Below are 22,028 nucleotides of genomic sequence, written 5' to 3'. Positions count from 1 at the left end.
AGTCTAGCTATAAGAGAACTTATGTATTTTCTCTATTAAATATTTAGGCCATTAAAATCTCTATGTAATATATGATTTAAATAGATTTTATAGTAAAAAAAATCTAGATAGTGCGATATCTAAAAAATATTTATATATTTGCACATATATTAAATGTTCATACATATAGAAATGGTAGAAAAATCAAATTATGACAAATATCCATCAACAAAAATATCAGGGTGGATGCTTTTGGGCTGGGATGGAATTATAGATAAGTTCAAACAAATTATCGAGAGTGATAAAGCGTTAATTATCGATATGTACGTTGGAGTTCATGAGGAAGAAATAATTACTGAATTAAAGAAAATCAGCACAGGTTTATTAATCAATACGCGTGATTTATTTAAGCCGGAAGAAGAAATTCGAAAGATGACGCAGCGTTTTGTTACGAATGATCCTTTGTTTGGATATGTTACTTGTTTGACAATGAGTGATTATTTTGATGAGGTGAAATTATCGAAAGCAAAAGAAGCTATAGCCAAATCGAAAGGAGGTGGCATTGTCGTGGGTTGCGGAGCTTCGCTGCTGAAAATGGATGATTCGTGTTTAGTATATGCTGATATGGCACGTTGGGAGCATCAGTTGAGAATGCATAAAAAGTCAGTCCGGGCTTTAGGCCTTGATAATAGTAACGAAGATTTTGCCAGTCAGCATAAAAGGAATTATTTCAATGATTGGCATATTTGCGACGCTCACAAGGATCAACTTTTTGACAAAATTGACTTTTGGCTGGATACTCATATAGAGGATGAACCGAAGTTAATAGACAAAGAGACTTTCTATAAAGGAATTGATCAGACTGTAAAAAAACCATTTAGGGTTGTTCCCTTTTTTGCTCCGGCACCGTGGGGAGGGCAATGGATGAAAGAGGTCTGCGATTTGGATAGAAGTGTTAAAAACTACGGATGGTGTTTCGATTGTGTTCCCGAAGAAAATAGCCTGTTATTTGAGATAAACGGAGTTCTGTTTGAGTTGCCTTCTATCAATCTAGTTTTGCTGAAGAGCAGGGAATTGTTGGGGGAGCCTGTTGAATCTAGGTTTGGTAAAGAATTTCCCATACGTTTTGACTTGCTTGATACTTTTGGCGGTGGATATTTAAGTTTTCAGGTACATCCTACAACTCAATATATTCGCAAAAACTTTGGAATGCAGTATACTCAGGATGAAAGCTATTATATGATAGATGCAGCAGAAGATGCAACCGTATATCTTGGTTTGAAAAATGATATAGACAAGGCCGAAATGGCAAATGATCTGAGGCTTGCTCAAAAAGGAGAAAAAGCGTTTGATGCTGAAAAATATGCTAATAGATTAAGTGTAAAGAAGCATGATCATTTCTTAATTCCGGGAGGAACAGTTCATTGTTCAGGTCCTGAGGGACTAGTTCTTGAAATAAGTTCTACACCAAATCATTTTACATTCAAAATGTGGGATTGGGGACGTTTAGGCCTTGATGGTAAACCTCGTCCGATAAATGTAGAAAGAGGATTAGATGTGATTGACTGGAAAAGGGATACTGATTATACAATGAAAAATCTGGTAAACCATGTTTCTATCGTTGCTGAAGGTGATGGTTGGATAGAAGAACGTACCGGATTGCATGTGAATGAATTTATCGAAACAAGGAGACATCGTTTTTCTTCGAAAGTTACACATAAAACGAACAACAGTGTAAATGTTTTGAACTTAGTAGAAGGAGAAGAAATTATAGTCGAAAGTGTGAATAATTCATTTGCCCCCTTTGTCGCGCATTACGCTGAGACATTCATAATACCGGCATGGTTAGGTGAATATACAATTCGTCCTTATGGAAAATCGGAAGGAAAAGAGTGTATGACAATAAAAGCTTATGTACGCTTCCGCCAATAAATATAGTATGGAAAGAAAGAGTAACATATTGAAAATTTTATTTCCTGTAATGTTGAGTTTTTTCGTTATGGGAATGGTCGATATCGTTGGGGTTTCTACAAACTTCGTTAGGAAGGATTTTCATTTAAATGATTTTACAGCCTCAATATTACCGATTATGGTTTTTTTATGGTTTGCTTTATTCTCTATCCCCGCAGGGATGTTGATGAATAAGATTGGCCGTAAGAAGACAGTATTGATCTCTATTGCTATAGGGGTGGTCGCTTTGTTAATTCCTTATTTTTTCTATAATTTTTATTGTGTCATATTCGCCTTCGCTCTTTTGGGTATTGGGAATACAATTCTACAGGTGTCTTTAAATCCACTTGTGGCAGGAATCGTTACTGCCGATAAATTAACTAGTGTGTTGACTTTTGGACAGTTTGTAAAAGCTATAGCGTCGTTTCTAGGTCCTATTATTGCGACATTTGTTGCAACTCGTTGGTATGACTGGAGATATGTATTTGTTATATATGCAGTAATTTCTATAATCAGTTTTATCGCACTATACAGTACTTCCATAAAAGAAGAGTTTAAAACAGATAGAGCATCATTATCTACATTTGCGCAAACATTATCTATGCTTAAAGAATCCTCAATTCTTCAGCTGTTTTTGGGCATTGTTCTGATAGTAGGCATTGATGTGGCAATGAACACAAATACTCCGGAGTTATTAATAAAAAAAATAAACTTTACAACTGATACGGCAGGTATCGGGTCGAGTATTTATTTTGGGGCACGCACATTAGGTGCGTTTATAGGTGCAATGATTTTAGTGAAGATGCAACCTGCAAGCTTTTTAAGGATAAATATGTTTGTGGCAATTATAGCTTTTTTACTAATAATGTTTGGTCAGCAAGCATGGTTATTGTACGGTGCAATTATTCTGGTCGGTTTTACATGTGCTAATGTCTTTTCAATACTTTTTTCCATTGCATTACAAAAATATCCGGAATCTGCTAACTCTATTTCATCATTGATGATTATGGGAGTTGCCGGAGGAGCCATTGTTACACCTATTGTAGGTCTAGTTGCTAATAATATTGGTATCGGTCTAAGCTTTGGTGTTCTATTACTCTGTGTCGTATATATATTATTTCTCTCTTACAAATTTTCAAATTTAAAATAGCCTATGTATCAGTATGATAAACGAATAGTCTTAACCTTGGATGCTGGTGGAACCAATTTTGTTTTTTCTGCGATTCAGGGCAATAGAGAAATTGTAAATGCACTTAATCTACCTGCTGAAACAAAAGACTTGCAAAAATGTCTGGATACACTTGTCCGTGGGTTTGAAGAGATTTGGAGTGTATTAAACTCTGAAAATAAAGAAAATCCGGTGGCAATAAGCTTTGCTTTTCCTGGACCAGCAGATTACGAAAATGGAGTGATTGGTGATTTACCTAATTTTTCAGCATTCAAAGGTGGTGTAGCTTTAGGTCCTTATCTTGAAAGAAAATTTAAAATTCCAGTTTTTATAAATAATGATGGAAATCTGTTTGCTTATGGAGAAGCATTAGCAGGAGCTTTACCTCAGATTAATCGGGAGCTTAAAGAACAGAAATGTAATCGTCAGTATAAAAATCTTATTGGGATAACTTTTGGAACAGGTTTTGGCTCCGGAGTTGTTGTTGATAATAAATTGCTTTGTGGAGATAATGGTTGTGGTGGAGATATATGGGTATTTCGCAATAAGCTAAACACAACAATGATTGCAGAAGAGAATGTTAGTATAAGAGCAATTGTCCGAGAATATAAGCGATTATCTAATGACGAAAATGCCACATTTACACCTAAAACTATATTTGATATTGCAGAAGGTAAATCAGAAGGAAACAAAAATGCTGCAATAAAAAGTTTTGAACTGTTTGGCGAGGCAGCAGGAGATTCTTTAGCCTATATGCTAACTGTTATAGATGGAATAATAGTTTTAGGAGGAGGCATTGTAGGCGCAGCCAAATATATCCTACCAGCAATGATGAAAGAAATGCGATCGACTTTAACGTCATTTGATGGATCTATATACAATCGCTTGGAAATGGATATTTATAATATAAACGATGCGGATGAAAGAGCTGAGTTTTTTATAGATAAAACGAAAGAAGTTAAAATACCCGATTCTAATGATGTTATTAGATATCGTTCTTCGAAGCAAGTAGCTGTTATGATTTCGTCCATTGGAACAAATACTGCTGTTTCGTTAGGAGCATATGCCTTTGCTTTATCAAAACTAGATGAGTGTCTAGACTAATAATAAGAAATATCAACCTAAAATATCATGAAAATAATAGCAAAAAAACAATTTATGGAAAATACCAGAGCTGGCTTTAGAAGCCTCTCAGGGGTATTCATTATTTGTGCTCTATTCATTATAGGGATACAACCTATTTGGGCACAAAATGATAAAATCGAAATTACGGGTACAATACTATTAGGAGATGATGGTTCTCCTGCGATTGGAGCTACTGTCCAAGAGTCTGGTAATGCTACGAATGGAACTATTAGCGACATTGATGGAAAATTTGTTCTCAGGGTTCAACCTAATTCAAACATAGAAATAAGCTTTGTTGGTTATGATAATCAAACTATATCTGTGAAAGGTAGAAAAGAATTGTCCATAGTACTTAATGTGAAAACTTTCGATTTTGATAACGAGGTTGTAGTTGTAGGATATGGTACACAAAAAAGAGTAAATTTGACAGGTGCTGTGTCGACAGTTTCAACCAAAGAATTAGAAAACAGGCCTATTGCCAGTATTGCTGAGGCCCTTCAAGGGACGACTCCGGGCTTGACTATTCAGCAATATAACTCTCAGCCAGGCAGCCGATTGAGTATCAATGTTCGAGGAGTTAATACATTGAATGATAATACACCTCTGATTATTATCGACGGTATTATAAGCGATATTCAGAATGTAAATCCGGCTGACGTAGAAAATATATCGGTTCTTAAGGATGCTTCGTCTACTGCTATCTATGGGTCTAGAGCTTCAAATGGAGTTGTTTTGATCACGACTAAAAGAGGTCGCGCTGGTAAAGCCGAAATAAGTTATGACTTCAACTATGGTATACAAGAAGCTACAGCAATGCCAAATGTTGTAAAGAGTTGGGAATATGCTGAATTAAGAAATGAGGCTATGAGGAATTCAGGAAGACCGGCACCCTTTTCTAACGAACAGATACTTAACTATAAACAAAATGGTCCGAATTCTAATTGGATGAAAGATATCTATAGAACGACTGCCCCAATACAAAACCATAATTTATCGGTAAGAGGTGGTGGTACAGATACCCAATACTTAGCCTCATTTGGCTACATGGATCATAGTAGTATGCTTGAGGGGCCATCATACGGACATCAGCGCTATAATATGCGTTTAAATGTAAATACTAAGATCAGCGATCGTTTGTCGTTTGACGCATCCATAGCATATGTGCGGAATGAGATTAGAGATCATGCATATTGGACTGAATGGTTGATTGAGCAATCCAGTCGTATGCCTCCAATTTATTCTATAAAAAAAGAAGATGGAAGCTATAATTATCCGGCAGGAAGTAATAGTAATGCATTGCAACGTTTGGAAGAAGGTGGCTATCGCAAGAATCAGGATGATGATTTGACAGGAGTTCTGAATGCCGAATATAAGATAATTGATGGTCTCAAATTGTCAGGAATGGCTGCAGGGCAGATTGTCAATTCCAGAGTTCATGAGAATAGAAAAGCGATTATATTTGAGGGATCGGGAGACCAGGAAAATAGAATGACAGAAAACTCGGGCAGAACTCAAAACTTATCTACAAACATAATACTATCTTACGATAAGACATTCGCAGAAGCTCATAATCTGAAGGCTATGCTGGGCTATTCGTATGAAGGGGGCTGGAACGATTCTTTCCAAACATATAGGATTACAGAAGATTCGGAAAATGATATGATGGGTGGATCGCAGACAGATAAAGTAGGAAACCAAGGTTGGAGAAATGAATGGTCCATCTATTCAGGTTTTATGAGATTAAACTACAATTTCAACGAACGTTATTTGTTTGAGTTTAATCTTAGAGACGATGTGTCTTCCAAATTCAGAAAGGGGAATCGCTCTGGTTGGTTTCCGTCTTTGTCGGCAGCCTGGCGAATATCGGAAGAAAAATTCTATTCAGAATCTTTAAAGAATATTCTTTCTTCAGTAAAACTAAGAAGTTCATGGGGACTTGTGGGTAACAACAGAATTGAAGATTATTTATATCAAGCAACAGTGTCGGTGTATAATGGCTATAATTTTGGAGATAAGGTTGTTAATGTAGCAAACTATGGAAGCGCTAACTCCGATTTGAAGTGGGAAACAACATCAATGTTTGATGTCGGAGTGGATTTGGGATTCCTCAATAATGCACTGACATTTACTGCAGATTTTTTCAATAATACAACTAATGATATCCTAATAGGTATACCAATGCCAGGTATCTATGGAGGAGGATCGCCTGTTCAAAATGCGGGTAAAGTTCGTAATAGAGGTTGGGAAATATCAGCAAGATACAATCTTTCTACCGGAGCATTTAAACATAGCCTGTCTGGAAGTTTATCTGATAGTCAAAATAAGGTTCTTGATACAAAAGGTACAGAATGGATTTCAGGTCATGATATAACTACTATAGTTAGAGAAGGATATCCCATCAATTCGTACTATGCTTATCGTTGGGATGGATTCTTCCAAAATGAAGAAGAGGTTAGAAAAGGTCCGCATTTAGCTGGAATAACACCTAAGCCTGGAGATATCAGATATCTAAGTAAAAATGGAGATAAAGTAGTAACAGAAGATGATGACCGATATATTTTAGGAAACTCTTTTCCTCGTTTTTTATATGGCTTTAATTATAATTTAGAATGGAATGGCTTTGATTTTAGTATGTTTTGGCAAGGCGTCGGACAAAGACGTGTCTGGATTCGAGGTGAAGCCGTAGAAGCTTTCCATAACAACAATGAAGGCCCGGTCTTTGATTTTCATATGGATCGTTGGACTCCATCTAATCCGGATGCTACATATCCCCGTTTGACTGTAGGAACTGAATCTCAGAATAATGCGGCAAAATCCGATTTCTGGATTCAAGATGCAGCATATCTACGTCTTAAAAATGTACAGCTTGGTTACACACTTCCTGCGAGCTTGACAAAAAAAATGATGATATCCAAGTTGAGAGTATACGGAAGCGTTCAGAATGCATTAACATTTGATAATATGAAAGGTGGCTACGATCCTGAAACTGCAGGAGGACGTACATATCCTGTAGCTAGAGTATATTCCATAGGTTTAAATTTAAGATTCTAAAAATCGATATATCATGAAAATAAATTTTAAAATATTATATACAGTTGTATTATTGGCATTCATGTCCTATTCTTGTGTAGGGCTGGATGTAACTCCTGATGATCGTACAACAGATGTAGAATATTGGGGTAAACCTAATGCAGTCTACAATATGATAAATTCTTGTTATGCTGGTGTTGCCAGTGCTGATGAGATTGTATATGCTGATGCTATGTCAGATAATGCTTATGTAAAAGTGTTGCTGGGCTATACCCAATCAATCGGAAACGGATCTTATTCTACAGCCGATGGTTATGTATTACTTGTTTGGAATAGTAGATATACAGGAATAAGGTATTGTAATTTGATATTGGATAATATACATATGGCTACAGGTTTGACTGCTGATGAGGTAAACAGATTTACAGCTGAAGCGAAGGTAATGCGTGCCTATCAATATTTCGAGCTTGTAAGTAAATTTGGAGATGTTCCTTTTTCTGATAAAACCATTAGTATGAGTGAATCTCAGGAAATTCCAAGAACAGATAAAAATGTTATTATAGATTATATATTGAAAGATTTGCAAGACGTTATAAACGCAAAAGCACTTCCTACGACTGCTCAGGCTAGTGAGCCTGGACGGTTGACTCATTGGGCTGCTATTGCACTTAAAGCGAGAATCCAGTTGTTTGCCGGAAACTTTGAGGATGTCAAGAATCTGACAAAAGACATTATTGATAATGGCCCATATAGGCTCTTTCCTAGCTACGAAGGATTATTCACAATTGATAATGAGAATAATGAAGAAGTGATTTGGGATATCCAATATAAACCGATGGATAGGGAGCATCAAGTTCAATATCAGTTCCTACCTCCATCACTAGGTGGTTATACGCAAATTGCTCCATTAAAATCATTGGTTGACAACTATATTACTTTAGATGGTTATGCTATAGAAAATGCTCCGGCAGGAAGTTATGATCCTAACAATATGTTTACAAATCGAGATCCGCGTCTGGCTGCAACAATCGCTTATCAAGGAAATACGTATACAATGAATGATGGCAGTTTACATGAATTAAACCCATCTAAAGATGCTTATGGAGCAGGATCGGACGCCTCACCAACAGGATATTATATTAAAAAGTATTGGGATAATTCTTATCGTGCAAACTATATGTCAGGATTAAACTATATCCTTATAAGATATGCTGATGTTCTATTAATGTATGCCGAAGCTTTAGTAGAATTAAATAAAATGGATCAAGCTGCTTGGGACTTGACGATCAAGCATATCCGTGTGCGTGCAGGATTCACTCAATCATCAGCACTTGATTATCCTGGAAATGCGAATATAAAAGAAATTATTCGACGTGAAAGAAGATCTGAATTAGCGCTGGAAGGTTTGCGTACGAAAGATATTATACGTTGGAGAATAGCCGAAACAGTATTGACTGGCGATGCGCTCGGTGCATATATAGGTAATGTATCAGGCTCTGTAAATGGCTTTGTAAAAGTCGAATCACGTAAATTTGATAAGGAAAAACATTATTTGTGGCCTATTCCTCAGAATGAAAGATTCTTAAATAAAAACCTAACTCAAAATCCGAATTGGTAATAATTAAAGAATAATCTTATGAAAAAAATATATTTAGTATTAATGGTATTACTGACAATATTTATCAGTTGTGATGATGATTATTCATTATCAACAGATTTTAGTATACCGACAGAATTGGATTCACCTGATTATATATACGTAGATCTTGAGTCTTCTGATCAGATTCGTTTCTCTTGGTCAGGAGGGGGAGCAAAAGATGGATCATATGTTCTTTATGAAGTCTTATTTGATAAAGAAGGAGGTGATTTCTCTAATCCGATTTACTTAAAGAAAAGCGAATATAATACAGACCCAGAGCTAAGAATGACAACCGAAGAATTGGGTGTGATTGCTCGAAAAGCAGGAATAAATCCATTGTCTAAAGGAAAAGTGATATGGACTGTCAGAACATCTAAGGGAGGCGTAACACATTCTGGTGGTTTACATAAGGAAGTGTTGCTAGAGAGGTCCTGGAATAGATAATATTCCTGATGATTTATATCTATTGGGATCGGCTAGTGAAAATGGAGGAACAGAAGGATTGAAATTTAGAATGTCCAAAGAGGGTGTATTTGTCATTTATACAAAAATTCCTCAGGATGGAAATCTTTATATGGAAGGTAAAGCAGGTGATTCGAATTCAAGGTATTATCTTCAAAACGAGATGTTAGTGGAAGGTGAAGGTGATTTTTCTATTGAGCCTTCTGATGATGTATACCGAATCACAATTAATTTCAACTCCCTAAAAATGACCACAGAAAAAATAAAAGGAGTACGTGCAATATGGGGTGCTACTTATAATACAATAGGTGATCTGAAGTATGTTGGCAATGGTATTTTCAAGGCTGATAATTGTAAAATTGAGTTTGTATCAGCTGATCGTCCTCAAACGAATCCACCTTCTTGGTTATCTTGGGTCGAAGAAAGATATTATTTCATAGCAAATGTAAATGATGTTGAAAAATGCTGGGGTAGAATGGATGGTATTAGCGCTGAAAGACCAGTAGGAGGAGAACCTCTTTCCTTCTATGAGTTAGGAGAGTTTAATTGGGATCAATGGGAACATCTTTGGAAAATGTCAGGTAGCCTGGATCTTAAAAAAGCGACGATTTCGATCAATACTAATAAAGATAACATGATGATTCATGAGTTTAGTAATATAGTACCAATGTAAAACAACTATAAATGATGAAAAAAATATTTTATTATATATTATCAATAATTTTCTTTCTGTTTATTTCCTGTGATGATGGTTCAGAACCATATCATAGAGTGCCAATAGAAGACGATGGGGAAGAAGATGTTGTAGTGGATCACAAAGCAAGAGCAAAAGAAATATACGATATTATATATCCAATATTCAATGTAAATGATGGAAATGGTCTATTCCTTGAAAGTGTGCCTGCACAGGCAGGAGATCCCCGATATTCTTATTTATGGCCTTACGATGCTACTATAAGTGCAGCTTCGGTTCTTACTGAACTTGGATATGACGTAAATTATGAGGCAATGGTCGATCGTTTCGAGAAGTATTTCCGTGTAGGGGCAGAAGGTAATAATATTGGCGGATATGGATCATCTACTAACGGATCTGTTGGTGGTGGAACTCGCTTCTATGACGATAACTCCATTGTGGGTATTAATTTAATAGATGCTTATCGTATAACTAAAAAACCAATATACCTAGAACGTGCTCAACGAATTGTTACTTTTTTGAAAAGTGGACAAGATAATATATTAGGAGGAGCCCTTTGGTGGAATGAGAGCGAGAAGAATATTATAGATAATCCGAATTCAAATAAGCCAACATGTTCTAATGGTTATGCTATACAGTTTCTATTGAGATATTATGAAGTAGCTACAAATGAGACAGAAAAAGCTGAAGTCCTTGATCTTGCAAAAAGTCTATATAAATGGCTTAGGGATAATCTTTACGATTCGTATTCAGGTTGTTACTGGAATGACAAAAATGTAAAAGGTGAGATTAACAAAACAATATGGACCTACAATACTGGGGTAATGATGCAAAATGGATTATTACTTTATAAAATAACTAAAGATCAAACATATTTAGATGAAGCTAAACGTTCAGCTAATGGCTCTTATGATTATTTTGTGCGCCTAAGAAACGGAGTACTGTCATTTCCAGACCATGATCCGTGGTTTTCGACTAAGCTATTGGGGGCATACATTGATATGCAGCCATATTATCCGGCAGTAGAAGAATATATCGAAGTATTTAATAATTATATAAACTATGCGTACGAAAATGCGCGTATGGATAATGGTCTTTTCTATGAAGATTGGACAGGAATAAAACAAGGTCGTTATTATTCTTTATTGATGCAGTCGTGTGTAGTTGAAACATATGGATTATTGGCTCTATATAATGAAACAAAAAATAATTAAAACCGATTGATTTCATGAGAAATTTATCTATCATATTTATTCTTACAGGCTTGATTTTATCGGCCTGTAAGGATACTAAAAAACAAGAGACTCCCTATCTCGATAGAGCAGAAGAAGTGTATCACCTTGTATGGGAGAAGTATAGAGTTAATGAATATGGTTTATTCTCAGAATTTTATCCAAATTCATATAAGCCGGATCTTACCTACATGCAGGGCGATCCTTCACAGGCTAAGGAAGTATCATATTTATGGCCAATGAGTGGTGTTTTTTCTGCTACAACTGTACTCATGGAATTGGATAAAGAAAAATACAGCACTTTTCTGGATTCTATGATAATGGCAGAGCAACAATATTACGATACATTACGTACACCTGCAGGATATCAGGCTTATCCATCCCGATTCGAAAAAGTTGATAGATATTATGATGATAATGGTCTGGTGGGAATCGATTATATTGATTCATATCAGCTTACACAAAATAAAACTTACCTCGATAAAGCCAAAGAGGTAATGACATTTATTGAAAGCGGATGGAGTGAGGATTTTGGTGGTGGTGTTTCTTGGCTGGAAGGTGTTAGAGATCAGAAACCTGCTTGTTCGAATGGGAAAGCAACGGTATTGGCTCTCAAATTGTATCAAGCGACAAAGGAACAACAATATTTAGATTATGGTCTAAAATCGTATAATTGGGTAATGAATACCCTTAGAGATGATTCTCTAAACATTATTTGGAATTCCCTCCTGACAACAGTAAATTTGCCTTCAGGAGAAGTGCAAAAGCACGCATATACCTACAATACGGGAACAATGATTCAGTCAGCTGTCCGATTATACAACATTACGCAGGACGAGAAATATCTGAACCAAGCCAAAGCTCTTGCGGAAGGTAGTCACAGCTACTATTTTGGTAAGACCGAAGATGGGATTCCATATGTAAAGGATATGCCATGGTTTACAATTGTTCTGTTACGAGGGTATCAGGAACTATATGAGATAGACCAGAATCCTAAATATGTAAATGCCATAATCGAGCTTGGCGATTGGGCATGGGAAAATGCACGAGATTCTAATGGGCTGTTTTTTAACGATTGGACAGGAAGGGTAGATCAGTCAAAACAGCCGAAATGGATATTGGACGAATCGTGTATGGCTGAACTTTACGCTAGGATAGCACAAATAAAGAAGGAGAGTAGATAAATAAATGATTTGATATACAATGAATTTTAGATTAAATATTATAAAATTATTAACGAGCTTATTATTGCTTACGTTCAGCATCTCAACGGTTGCCAGTGAAATAAAAATTCCCAGAATGTATGTGAATCCCAATATAGGGACAGCGCATAGTCGATGGTTCTTTTATACACCTGCAGCATTACCCTTTGGAATGGCTAAATTAAGTCCGTCTACAAATGGGAGTTATGGAAACCATTCCGGTTGGGAGGCTGTAGGTTATGAAGATATTCACGGATCAATTGAAGGATTTCCTTGTCTTCACGAATTTCAGGTTGGAGGTATTATGTTGATGCCGGTTGTGGGTGAGTTGAAAACAAAACCGGGATCATTAGATGATGTAAATAGTGGTTTTCGCTCAGGTTTTGATAAAAAAAACGAATATGCTACAGCGGGCTATTATTCTGTTATTCTGGATAGATATGATATTAAAGTTGAATTAACAGCAACGAAACGTGTCGGATTCCAAAAGTATACATTTCCTAAATCATCAGACTCATATATAGTTTTTGATGTAGGAAATCAACTCGGCGAGAGTGGACATGTACGAGATGCATATATTAAAGTAATAGATGATAATACAATTGAAGGCTATGTAGTAACAACTCCTGAGTATGTGAAAAAATATCAGGCCGGAGCAGATGTAAGGATGTATTTCTATGCAAAAGTAGATAAGGCCGCAGATAAAGTGTTTACTTTTTATAGAGGAGGGAAATTAATAGCAGCTGATGAAATCAGGGGATTAGGAGCTTCTTTGGCCTTAAAATACAATACCGATAGCCAAGAACAGATAAGTGTTAAAATAGGCCTTTCGTATACATCTATCGAGAATGCAAAGAAAAATCTGGAATCAGAAGCAAATACTACGGATTTTGAACAAGCTAAACGAAACGCATTCAATCAGTGGGATGAATATCTGGGCCGTATTAATGTAGAGGGTGGGAGTGAAGCCGATAAGACAAAATTCTACACGGGCCTTTTTCATGCTCTTTTAGGTCGAGGATTAGCAAGTGATGTTAACGGTAGTTATCCGATGAACAATGGGCAAGTGGGACAAATAGCTATGAGAGATGGTAAACCTATTCATAATCATTATAATACAGATGCAATATGGGGTGCTTTTTGGAATTTGACACAGCTTTGGTCAATTGCTTATCCAGAGTATTATTCAGATTGGGTTCAAAGTCAACTGCTTGTATATAAAGAAACTGGTTGGCTTGGCGACGGTATAGCTAATAGTAAGTATGTTTCAGGAGTAGGAACTAACTTTACAAGTTTGGCAATAGCGGCAGCATATAATGTAGGTATTCGCGATTTTGATGTGAATCTTGGATATGAAGCTGCGTTGAAAAACGAAATAGAAAGTAAGAATCGTCCCGAAGGTGCAGGAAAGTTAGACGTGGGTTTGTTTGTAGAGAAAGGATTTGCACCATACTCTCCGGAAATAGTAATGAATACGACTACACAAGGTTCTACTTTCGGAACTTCTCATACGATGGAATATGCATTCAGTAGCTATGCAGTTTCCCAGTTCGCGAAGAGTTTAGGAAAGAAAGATGATTATGAGTTGTTGCAGAATCTTTCAAAGGGATGGCAGAGATTATTCGATAGTGAAACAAAGCTTATCAAGCCTAAAACCGTAGATGGTAAATTTCTTGAACCTTTCGACAAATTTGCCCCATGGATTGGATTTCAAGAAGGTAATGCTGTACAATATACATTTTATGTGCCACATGAAATTGAAAAATTAATAGGGCTTGTTGGACAGGACGAATTTAATCAGCGTTTAAATGAAATTTTCGAGATATCTCAAAAAGATATTTTTGGAGGAGGAACTACATTAAATGCGTTTTCCGGTCTTCAGGCGGTCTATAATCATGGGAATCAGCCTAATTTACATATCTCATGGCTATTCAACTTTTCTGGAAAACCATATTTAACCCAAAAATGGGTACGTGCTATTTGCAATGAATTTTATGGAACAGACGGTATTCATGGATATGGCTATGGACAAGATGAAGATCAAGGTCAATTAGGCGCTTGGTATGTTATGGCGGCAATGGGATTATTCGATGTAAAGGGATTGACCGAAATAAATCCGAGATTACAACTAGGTACACCATTATTTGATAAGATTGAGATACAGTTAAATAAGGATTATTATTCAGGTGATAAGTTTACCATTATCACAGAGAATAATAAACCTGAAAATATATATATACAATCTACCAACTTGAATGGGAAGAAAATGAATACATTACAAATGCCTTTTGCAAGTGTTACTAAAGGTGGTGTATTAAAAATGAATTTAAGCAATAAACCAAATACTAAAATTCTACGATAAATATCGTAGAATACGATATAATTTAGGCGATGAGTTGCTGTTTTATACAATTAGCAACTCATCGTTTGTATTGTGACATAAGAAATTAAAAATAGATAACTATATTTATAATATGAATTTAGATGCTGTTTTTTTCGATATAGATGGTACACTGGTGAGTTTTAATACACACTCTATACCTCAATCGACTAAAGATGCTGTAAAGCTATTAAGGCAGAATGGAGTAAAAGTTTTCATTGCTACCGGACGCCCTTATTCTGATATTAACAATTTAGAAGATTTGATATTTGATGGTTATATAACAGCTAATGGCGCTTATTGTATTACAGCAGATGGTGAGGTAATTCATAAGAATTTGATAGCACACGATAATTTGTTGAGACTTATTGAATTTCAGAAGATTCATCCATTTCCGTGCGTGCTGATGACCGAGAAAGGAAATTTTATCAATTATATTAATCAATCTGTCGAAAATATCCAACGTTTGGTAAACCTGCCTAATCCTCCGATTAGACAACTCGAAGATATGATAGAAGATGGGGTGTTTCAGATCGATGCATTTATAGACGAAGATTTGGAGAAGTTGGTAATCGAAATTGCGCTTACAGGATGTGAGGGGGCAAGATGGCACCCTTCATTCGTAGATATTAATGTGGCTAATAATAATAAAGGTACAGGGATAAGCAAATTTATTGATTATTATGGGTTGAAAAGGGAAAATACAATAGCTTTTGGAGACGGGGGGAACGATATTGCAATGCTGAGATATGCAGGTTTAGGTATTGCAATGGGCAATGCAGACGACAATGTAAAATGTAATGCTGATTATGTGACAGATTCGGTTGATGAAAATGGGATCCTAAATGCTCTGAAATATTTCAAATATTTGTAGTATCAGCGTTCTGCTTCTATTGTATATGTAAAACTATCGGCTCTATAGTAACCAATGTTATATTCGACAGGTTTGTTATTTACATCATATACAAATCTTTTTCGAATAAGAATTGGGTCGTTGGGCTTGATATCTAATTTTTCGGCGATAAAATCACCGGCAAGTGAAGCTGAAATTTCTTCTTTTGATGTTTTTACTATTATATTGTAATCTTTTTCTAATAATTCATACAAAGGTTTAACAAAATTTGTTTCGCTATCAAGATTTATTGAAGGGCTAAAGTATGATATGAAATATACAAAAGGATATTCTTGTCTGCCTCTTACTCGCTCAAGAACCAGACATCGTGTAGAAGGTTCAATATCGAAAAAATTTAGAATCTCGTCATTGCCTTTCTTATAGCTTAGGTGTAATTCAAAATTTCGTACTTCAATACCCAACATTTTCATTTCTTGCGAAAAGCTTAGCCAGTTCTTTACGCCACCAACAACACCTTTCTTTTGCACTTTTGTTCCTACTCCTTTTTTTCGGACTAATGCTCCTTCAAAAACCAGCTTATTAATAGCTTGCCTCAAGGTATTCCTAGAGATTCCTAGTTGTTTCGATAATTCGACTTCATTAGGCAATAGTTTCCCATTCTTGAATTCTTCCTTTTCTATCATTTTACGAATGAGGTACTCAGCTTGTTGATGCAAGGGAATAGAACTTTTGTGATTAATCTCTAGTTTCATATAAGTATCATATAAATATGGGCATAAAGATAAACATATTTATCATACTATTTAAACATACTAGGAAACATCTGTTACAGATGTTTCCTAGTATACTTTTGTTGGGTAAAATATTATGATCTAGGATTATCAGATTTTAGATTAAACTCTTTCTTTTTTGTAATTATATAGATTTATGAATTTCATCAATCATAATATTTAAAGAAGTAATTCCACCCCCTCCCGACAGATACCAAGCTTCGGAATTTAAATAAATTATTTTATTGTTTTTAAAAGCGTTGGTTTTTTGTACAAGCTTATTTTCTATCTGTTTCTTGTCTAAGGCTTCATTATTGACTACCGCACTACGATCGACAATAAAAAGGATATCAGGATTAACCTGTTGGATAAATTCACTTGACACTGGATTTCCATGAGGATGTATATCTAGTCCCGATTTAGCTTCTTTTATTCCAAAAATATCGTGGATAATACCGAAACGGGAACCACTACCATAAGCGCTGAATTTACCCTTATTGTGTATTAATACAAGAGCTTTACTGTCTGATAATGAGGTTTTAGATTTTACAACCTCTATTCTATTTTTTAAGCTAACCAATGCTTCATTCAGCTTATCGGCTGTATCAAATATTTTAGATAAGTCGGTTATATTCTTCTCAAAGCTCTCTAGAAAATCTTTATAATCTGTTGATAGGCAGATAGTAGGTGCAATTTGTGAGATTTGCTGATACGAACTCGCTAAGCGCCCTCCTATAATAATCAAATCCGGTTTTGCTTCATTTATTCGCTCCAGATTTACTTCGACCAGATTGCCTACATCTACGATCGAAGGATCTGATTTATATTGGCTCAAGTATTGAGGTAGTCCCGTTTTAGGGATGGCAACAGGCTTAATATTCAATGCAGTCAGATTTTCCAACGCACCAAAATCTAAGACAACGATTCTTTTAGGATTTTTCGGAACTTCTGTTGTTCCAAATTGATGTATTATAGATACTTTATCATTTTCAGAACCTTCAGTTTCCGATTGTGATTTGCGTTGCCCGCTATTACAACTAAAAAGACCAGTAAGAGCACATACAGCCAAAATATAGAATGTCGTTTTCATACTTTTATAATTTAAATACAGTTAATTAAAATAGTTACATATTTTTTTACCATTGTGTTCAGTCACACTGAACTTAATATCAAAAATGTCTTCCAGTATATCTTCGTTGATAATATTTTCAGTTTTATCGGAATATTTTACTTTTCCCTCTTTCAAAGCAATAATTGAATCGGAATAATGTGATGCAAAATTTATATCATGCAGAACTATAATTATTGTTTTATTAAGTTCTTTGGCCAATCTTCTCAATGTTTTCATTATTTGAACCGAATGTTTCATATCCAGATTATTCAAAGGTTCGTCCAACAATATGTACTCGGTATCTTGTGCAACAACCATCGCCAAGTAGGCACGTTGTTTTTGTCCTCCACTCAATTCGTCTATAGGAGAACCTGCTATATCTTCGAGATCAAGAAACCGGATTGCATCTTCTATCTTCTCAAGATCAACAGGTGTTAACTTATCTTGAGAGTAGGGGAAACGTCCAAAAGAAACCAATTCTCTTACAGTCAACTTAAGACCTATATTATTAAACTGTTTTAAAATTGATAGCCGTTGAGCTAATATCTTATTTTTATATTCGGTTATATTTTTTTCATCAATCAAGATGATTCCTTCGTCATGAAGTAACAAGCGACTGATTATAGAAAGCAATGTACTTTTCCCCGCACCATTACTACCTATTAATGAAGTAATTTTTCCTTTAGTAAATTCGACGCTTACTCCATCAAGAACAATTTTGCGTCCAAATTTCTTGATTATATCTGTTACTCTAATCATAGTCTTTTTGCTCTCAATAATAAATACAAAAAATAAATACCTCCTCCAAAGTTGACAACTGTACTTATAGGAATAAGTAAATTAAAAAAACGCTCCATCACAAATTGTCCGCCTATGAGGGTGACAGCAGAAATCAAACTACAGGCAATGATGACGACTCTATGTTTATGCGTCCTGAATGTTTCATAAGTCAAATTACTTACCAGTAATCCCAAGAATGTTATAGGGCCTACCAAAGCTGTTGATATGGCTGAAAGGATGGCAATAATTATAAGAAATAATTGTACCATGCGGTTATAATTCAATCCCAGATTGATTGATTGATCTCTTCCAAGAGCTAATACATCCAGATATTTAGTCAATTTGAAACCTATCAGTAAAACGAGGAACATCATTACCGAAGCATAACCTAATAACTCCTGATTAATTTTATTGAAAGAAGCGAACATCTTTCCCTGAACAATGAAAAAATCGTTAGGATCAATCAGCAATTGCATGAATCCACTCAAGTTATTGAACAGAATACCCAGTACCAATCCGATAAGTAATAGTAAATAGAGATTATCTTTCCCTCTTTTATATATGAGAACATAGAGTAACATTGCAAAAGCAATCATCCCAAAAATAGAAAGGATAAAATTATCAACATGATTGAGGACACTATAAGTCATATCTCCGTAAATGAATACTAGTACTGTCTGAAATAAGAGATAAACAGATTCGAAGCCCATAATGGAAGGGGTAAGAATACGATTGTTTGTCAATGTTTGGAAGGAGACCGTAGAATAGGCGATACAGCATGATACAATCAGCATAGCGACAATTTTAACCGAACGTAAACGGAGTGTAAACATCCAGCTACTTCCCAATTCATAGAAGAGAAATAGTAAAATAGATACAACGAGTGCGAATAACAGTATAAGGATCTGCCGTTTATCTTTTGTCATCTTTTCCATAATAATATCATTAGAAATATACCGGCTCCTATTACACTGACCATAATGCCAATCGGGACCTCGTATGGGAAAATTACCAAACGACCTATTATATCACATATGACAAGAAATATAGCTCCCGTCAAGGCGACTAGAGGTAAAGTTTTACGAATATTATCTCCATAAATCATACTGACAATGTTTGGAACAATCAGCCCCAAAAAGGGTATTACTCCGGCAGTGATAACCACAGTGCTGACTGTTAGAGATACGCAAAAAAGGCCTATATTCATTACCATACTATAATTGAGCCCCAGGCTTTTGGAAAAATCTTTCCCCAATCCTATTACCGTAAATCGACTTGCATATAGATAGGTTATCAAAATGGACGGGAGACTCAAGTATATCAACTCGTATCTTCCTTGTAAAACCCCGGAAAAATCCCCTATTAACCAAGAGTTAGCATCTTGAAGCATATTTCTTTTAATGGCCAAGAAGGTAGATATAGAATTTATTATTCCTCCAAAAATTAAACCGATCAGAGGGACTAGTACTAAGTTTCTAAAACGAATCTTTCGAATTATATTTAAAAACAATAAACTGGATAAGAATGTAAATAAGAATGCAACCATCATCTTGACAGCCTCACTTGCTGTAGGAATTAGAAGTAATCCGCTCAACAAACCTAATTTAGCAGACTCCAATGTTCCGGCTGTTGTTGGAGAAACAAATTTATTCTGTGTCAGCTGCTGCATGATAAGTCCGGAAATACTCATCCCGATTCCGGCCAATATAAGTGCTATTGTTCGTGGAATCCTACTAATACCGATAAGGAATATTCCTTCATCTTGTCCTTTGATAATATCAGCTATAGAAATATCTGCTACTCCTACAAACAAAGAAATAATTGATGCTATGAGCAACATCAAAGAAAATATAAATGTCTTCAATCTTATTCTATAAATTTAATGCTATATAAAGCTTTTGGAGCTTTATTATATGTCTTTGACTTGAATTATTATAGAAGTCTTACACTAAAAGATATAATATTTATCTATAATTATTCTACAAAAATAAATGTTATCTTAAGAGATTGCAATACTCTGTTATAGGGAAAAAAGACTATATAGATACCTATATCTAGTGATTCACGATGTGAAAATCAAAGATATAAGTTCAATTAATGATTAAAAGAATCTATTCTTATACGTGAAATCGCCTCGTTTATAGATAGGTTTTAAAGTATTAGAGATGTACAAAACTTTTCGGATGTAGGTTCAAATAAGTTTGATAATAGCAATAGCACAGGTTAATTTTTTTTACACCTTACAGAGAAGAAAACATTTTTACTACCAGCAGATCGTGAAATTGTTGGATAATTATATGATAGATTCCTTTGCATAGATGTTTCTGCGCTACGGGCACTGCTAGTCCAGAAGAATCCAGATTTTCCATAGCCCAGAGCTGTAGTGGACGAAATACTGCCAAGAAGTATAGCATCGAAACCACCTTTAGTATTTAAATGGCTTTTACCTCCGGTAGAAGCTGTTTCATCGGCGGGCGGACATATGCTCTTCATTACAGCACCATGTCCTGTATTGTTTGCACTTGAAGGTCGTCTCCCCGAGGCAGTTTCCCATCCGTCTTGCCAGCTATTGGGGATAAATGTACCTATCTCATCGGTTGTGTAACTACTGTATTTTTCGGGATTATTATATAATTCTTTTTCCAGAGCATTCCATTCTCTGTCACTAGGTATATGCCAGCCATTTGGACAGATACCTTGGATCTTACCATTTTTTGCTCCTTCTGAATTTTCTTGTAATGTTTCTACTTCATTTGCTCCGGGAATTGAACCTGCTATTTGCGACTGATCAATGTCTCCCGGATTATAATTGTTTGTGGCAGCTGTCCAGTTGTAGAGTAAACCCTGACGGCGTGTCCATATTTCAGGTTGGCTATTCCATCCTGTAGTGGTTCTACTGGGATAAGCATACATCGGCTTTGGGGGCGGATTAATCGCGTTTCCGTTAAATATATCGATAGTTGTATTATCTGAATAATGTTTTACCGCAAGATTATCCACCATCCATGTTCCGGCATCACCGAAAGTACGTGCCTTAAAAGTGTTTCCACCCTGGTCTTTGAATAGTTGAACACCATTAGATGAGGTTCCGTTTTTTAATAATTTCCATTCCGATCCTTGCCATACATAAAGCCCTTCAAGGATATCCGTTCCCGGGCAGATTTCTTGAATGATATTGTATACTATAAGACCAATATGCATTTGTTCGTCTATCCCGCTGGGAGTATTTTCTATGTCCGCATAAGAATACATTGGCTTTAGTTCCGTAAGACTGAGAAGAGTGACACGTGGCATGAGTAGGCCACGATTAGCAGTAGTTTGATCAGGATCTCCTGCAGTTGGTTGTCGCTCCTTGATATCCAGAATACTACCTTTGTTAGGTTTAATATTTGAACCTATAGTTACTTGAGCCAGAATATGTGGTGTAGTAAACAATGACAGCATAAGGAAGATTATAGAACGAAGGTGTAGCATTGAAGTCAATATTTTTATTTATTATAAGCTGATTATATATACTTAAGAAAAACTAGATTTTGAATTTGCAAATCTAATACTTTTTTCAACAAAAGTAGCATGTATACTAGTAAAGAAGCATTCCATCAGCTTTTTTAATTGATTATAATGGATCTATAATTGCGAAAGATATTAGGCTC

The 22,028-nt window shown here is 35.6% G+C and carries 17 protein-coding genes; 11 read left to right on the top strand and 6 right to left on the bottom strand.

Annotated features, from left to right (window positions below; genetic code table 11):
- Window positions 1-153 precede the first annotated feature (153 nt).
- The 11 genes from JGH11_RS08005 to JGH11_RS07960 all read left to right on the top strand — a co-directional run bounded on the left by JGH11_RS08005 (window position 154) and on the right by JGH11_RS07960 (window position 15,735).
- Window positions 154-1,911, top strand: coding sequence for a class I mannose-6-phosphate isomerase (locus JGH11_RS08005; protein WP_201111056.1), 1,758 nt, complete (start codon window positions 154-156; stop codon window positions 1,909-1,911).
- A 7-nt stretch (window positions 1,912-1,918) separates the two neighbouring features.
- Entirely contained in the window at window positions 1,919-3,079 is a 1,161-nt protein-coding gene (locus tag JGH11_RS08000) for a sugar MFS transporter (RefSeq protein ID WP_201111055.1), read from the top strand.
- Between the two features lie 3 nt (window positions 3,080-3,082).
- Window positions 3,083-4,201, top strand: coding sequence for an ROK family protein (locus JGH11_RS07995; protein WP_201111054.1), 1,119 nt, complete (start codon window positions 3,083-3,085; stop codon window positions 4,199-4,201).
- A gap of 27 nt (window positions 4,202-4,228) precedes the next feature.
- A complete protein-coding gene (locus JGH11_RS07990) occupies window positions 4,229-7,273 on the top strand; it encodes a TonB-dependent receptor (protein ID WP_201111053.1) in 3,045 nt (1,014 codons plus the stop codon).
- A gap of 13 nt (window positions 7,274-7,286) precedes the next feature.
- Complete coding sequence (locus JGH11_RS07985) at window positions 7,287-8,870, top strand: RagB/SusD family nutrient uptake outer membrane protein (protein WP_201111052.1); 1,584 nt, start codon at window positions 7,287-7,289, stop codon at window positions 8,868-8,870.
- 18 nt (window positions 8,871-8,888) lie between these two features.
- Complete coding sequence (locus JGH11_RS20185; RefSeq protein WP_236263916.1) at window positions 8,889-9,335, top strand: SusE domain-containing protein; 447 nt, start codon at window positions 8,889-8,891, stop codon at window positions 9,333-9,335.
- 22 nt (window positions 9,336-9,357) lie between these two features.
- Window positions 9,358-10,026: a hypothetical protein gene (locus JGH11_RS20180; RefSeq protein ID WP_236263915.1), complete on the top strand. Its 669-nt coding sequence runs from the start codon at window positions 9,358-9,360 to the stop codon at window positions 10,024-10,026.
- An 11-nt stretch (window positions 10,027-10,037) separates the two neighbouring features.
- A complete protein-coding gene (locus tag JGH11_RS07975) occupies window positions 10,038-11,261 on the top strand; it encodes a glycoside hydrolase family 76 protein (protein ID WP_236263914.1) in 1,224 nt (407 codons plus the stop codon).
- Window positions 11,262-11,275: 14 nt separating this feature from the next.
- On the top strand, window positions 11,276-12,463 hold the full coding sequence (locus tag JGH11_RS07970) for a glycoside hydrolase family 76 protein (RefSeq protein WP_201111051.1): 1,188 nt from the start codon (window positions 11,276-11,278) through the stop codon (window positions 12,461-12,463).
- A 19-nt stretch (window positions 12,464-12,482) separates the two neighbouring features.
- Complete coding sequence (locus JGH11_RS07965; protein ID WP_201111050.1) at window positions 12,483-14,843, top strand: GH92 family glycosyl hydrolase; 2,361 nt, start codon at window positions 12,483-12,485, stop codon at window positions 14,841-14,843.
- Window positions 14,844-14,955: 112 nt separating this feature from the next.
- Window positions 14,956-15,735 (top strand): Cof-type HAD-IIB family hydrolase, encoded by a 780-nt coding sequence (locus tag JGH11_RS07960; protein ID WP_201111049.1) that lies wholly within the window; start codon window positions 14,956-14,958, stop codon window positions 15,733-15,735.
- Between the two features lie 2 nt (window positions 15,736-15,737).
- Here JGH11_RS07960 and JGH11_RS07955 read toward each other — a convergent pair whose 3' ends face one another.
- The 6 genes from JGH11_RS07955 to JGH11_RS07930 form a co-directional block, all read right to left on the bottom strand.
- Window positions 15,738-16,466 (bottom strand): GntR family transcriptional regulator, encoded by a 729-nt coding sequence (locus tag JGH11_RS07955; RefSeq protein ID WP_201111048.1) that lies wholly within the window; start codon window positions 16,464-16,466, stop codon window positions 15,738-15,740.
- Window positions 16,467-16,629: 163 nt separating this feature from the next.
- Window positions 16,630-17,574: a siderophore ABC transporter substrate-binding protein gene (locus tag JGH11_RS07950; RefSeq protein WP_201111047.1), complete on the bottom strand. Its 945-nt coding sequence runs from the start codon at window positions 17,572-17,574 to the stop codon at window positions 16,630-16,632.
- A 21-nt stretch (window positions 17,575-17,595) separates the two neighbouring features.
- On the bottom strand, window positions 17,596-18,354 hold the full coding sequence (locus JGH11_RS07945; RefSeq protein WP_201111046.1) for an ABC transporter ATP-binding protein: 759 nt from the start codon (window positions 18,352-18,354) through the stop codon (window positions 17,596-17,598).
- The gene (locus JGH11_RS07940; protein ID WP_236263913.1) at window positions 18,351-19,310 is read right to left on the bottom strand and encodes an iron chelate uptake ABC transporter family permease subunit; all 960 of its coding nucleotides are present in this window, start codon (window positions 19,308-19,310) and stop codon (window positions 18,351-18,353) included. The genes JGH11_RS07945 and JGH11_RS07940 overlap by 4 nt, the downstream gene beginning before the upstream one ends.
- Window positions 19,298-20,239, bottom strand: coding sequence for an ABC transporter permease (locus JGH11_RS07935; protein ID WP_236263912.1), 942 nt, complete (start codon window positions 20,237-20,239; stop codon window positions 19,298-19,300). The genes JGH11_RS07940 and JGH11_RS07935 overlap by 13 nt, the downstream gene beginning before the upstream one ends.
- Window positions 20,240-20,598: 359 nt before the next feature.
- The gene (locus JGH11_RS07930) at window positions 20,599-21,849 is read right to left on the bottom strand and encodes a fibrobacter succinogenes major paralogous domain-containing protein (RefSeq protein WP_201111045.1); all 1,251 of its coding nucleotides are present in this window, start codon (window positions 21,847-21,849) and stop codon (window positions 20,599-20,601) included.
- Window positions 21,850-22,028 lie beyond the last annotated feature (179 nt).

This window comes from Dysgonomonas sp. Marseille-P4677, assembly GCF_016652235.1.
Classification (GTDB): domain Bacteria; phylum Bacteroidota; class Bacteroidia; order Bacteroidales; family Dysgonomonadaceae; genus Dysgonomonas.
Note: the sequence above shows the minus strand (reverse complement) of the source record. Positions and strands in the feature narration are given on the sequence as shown.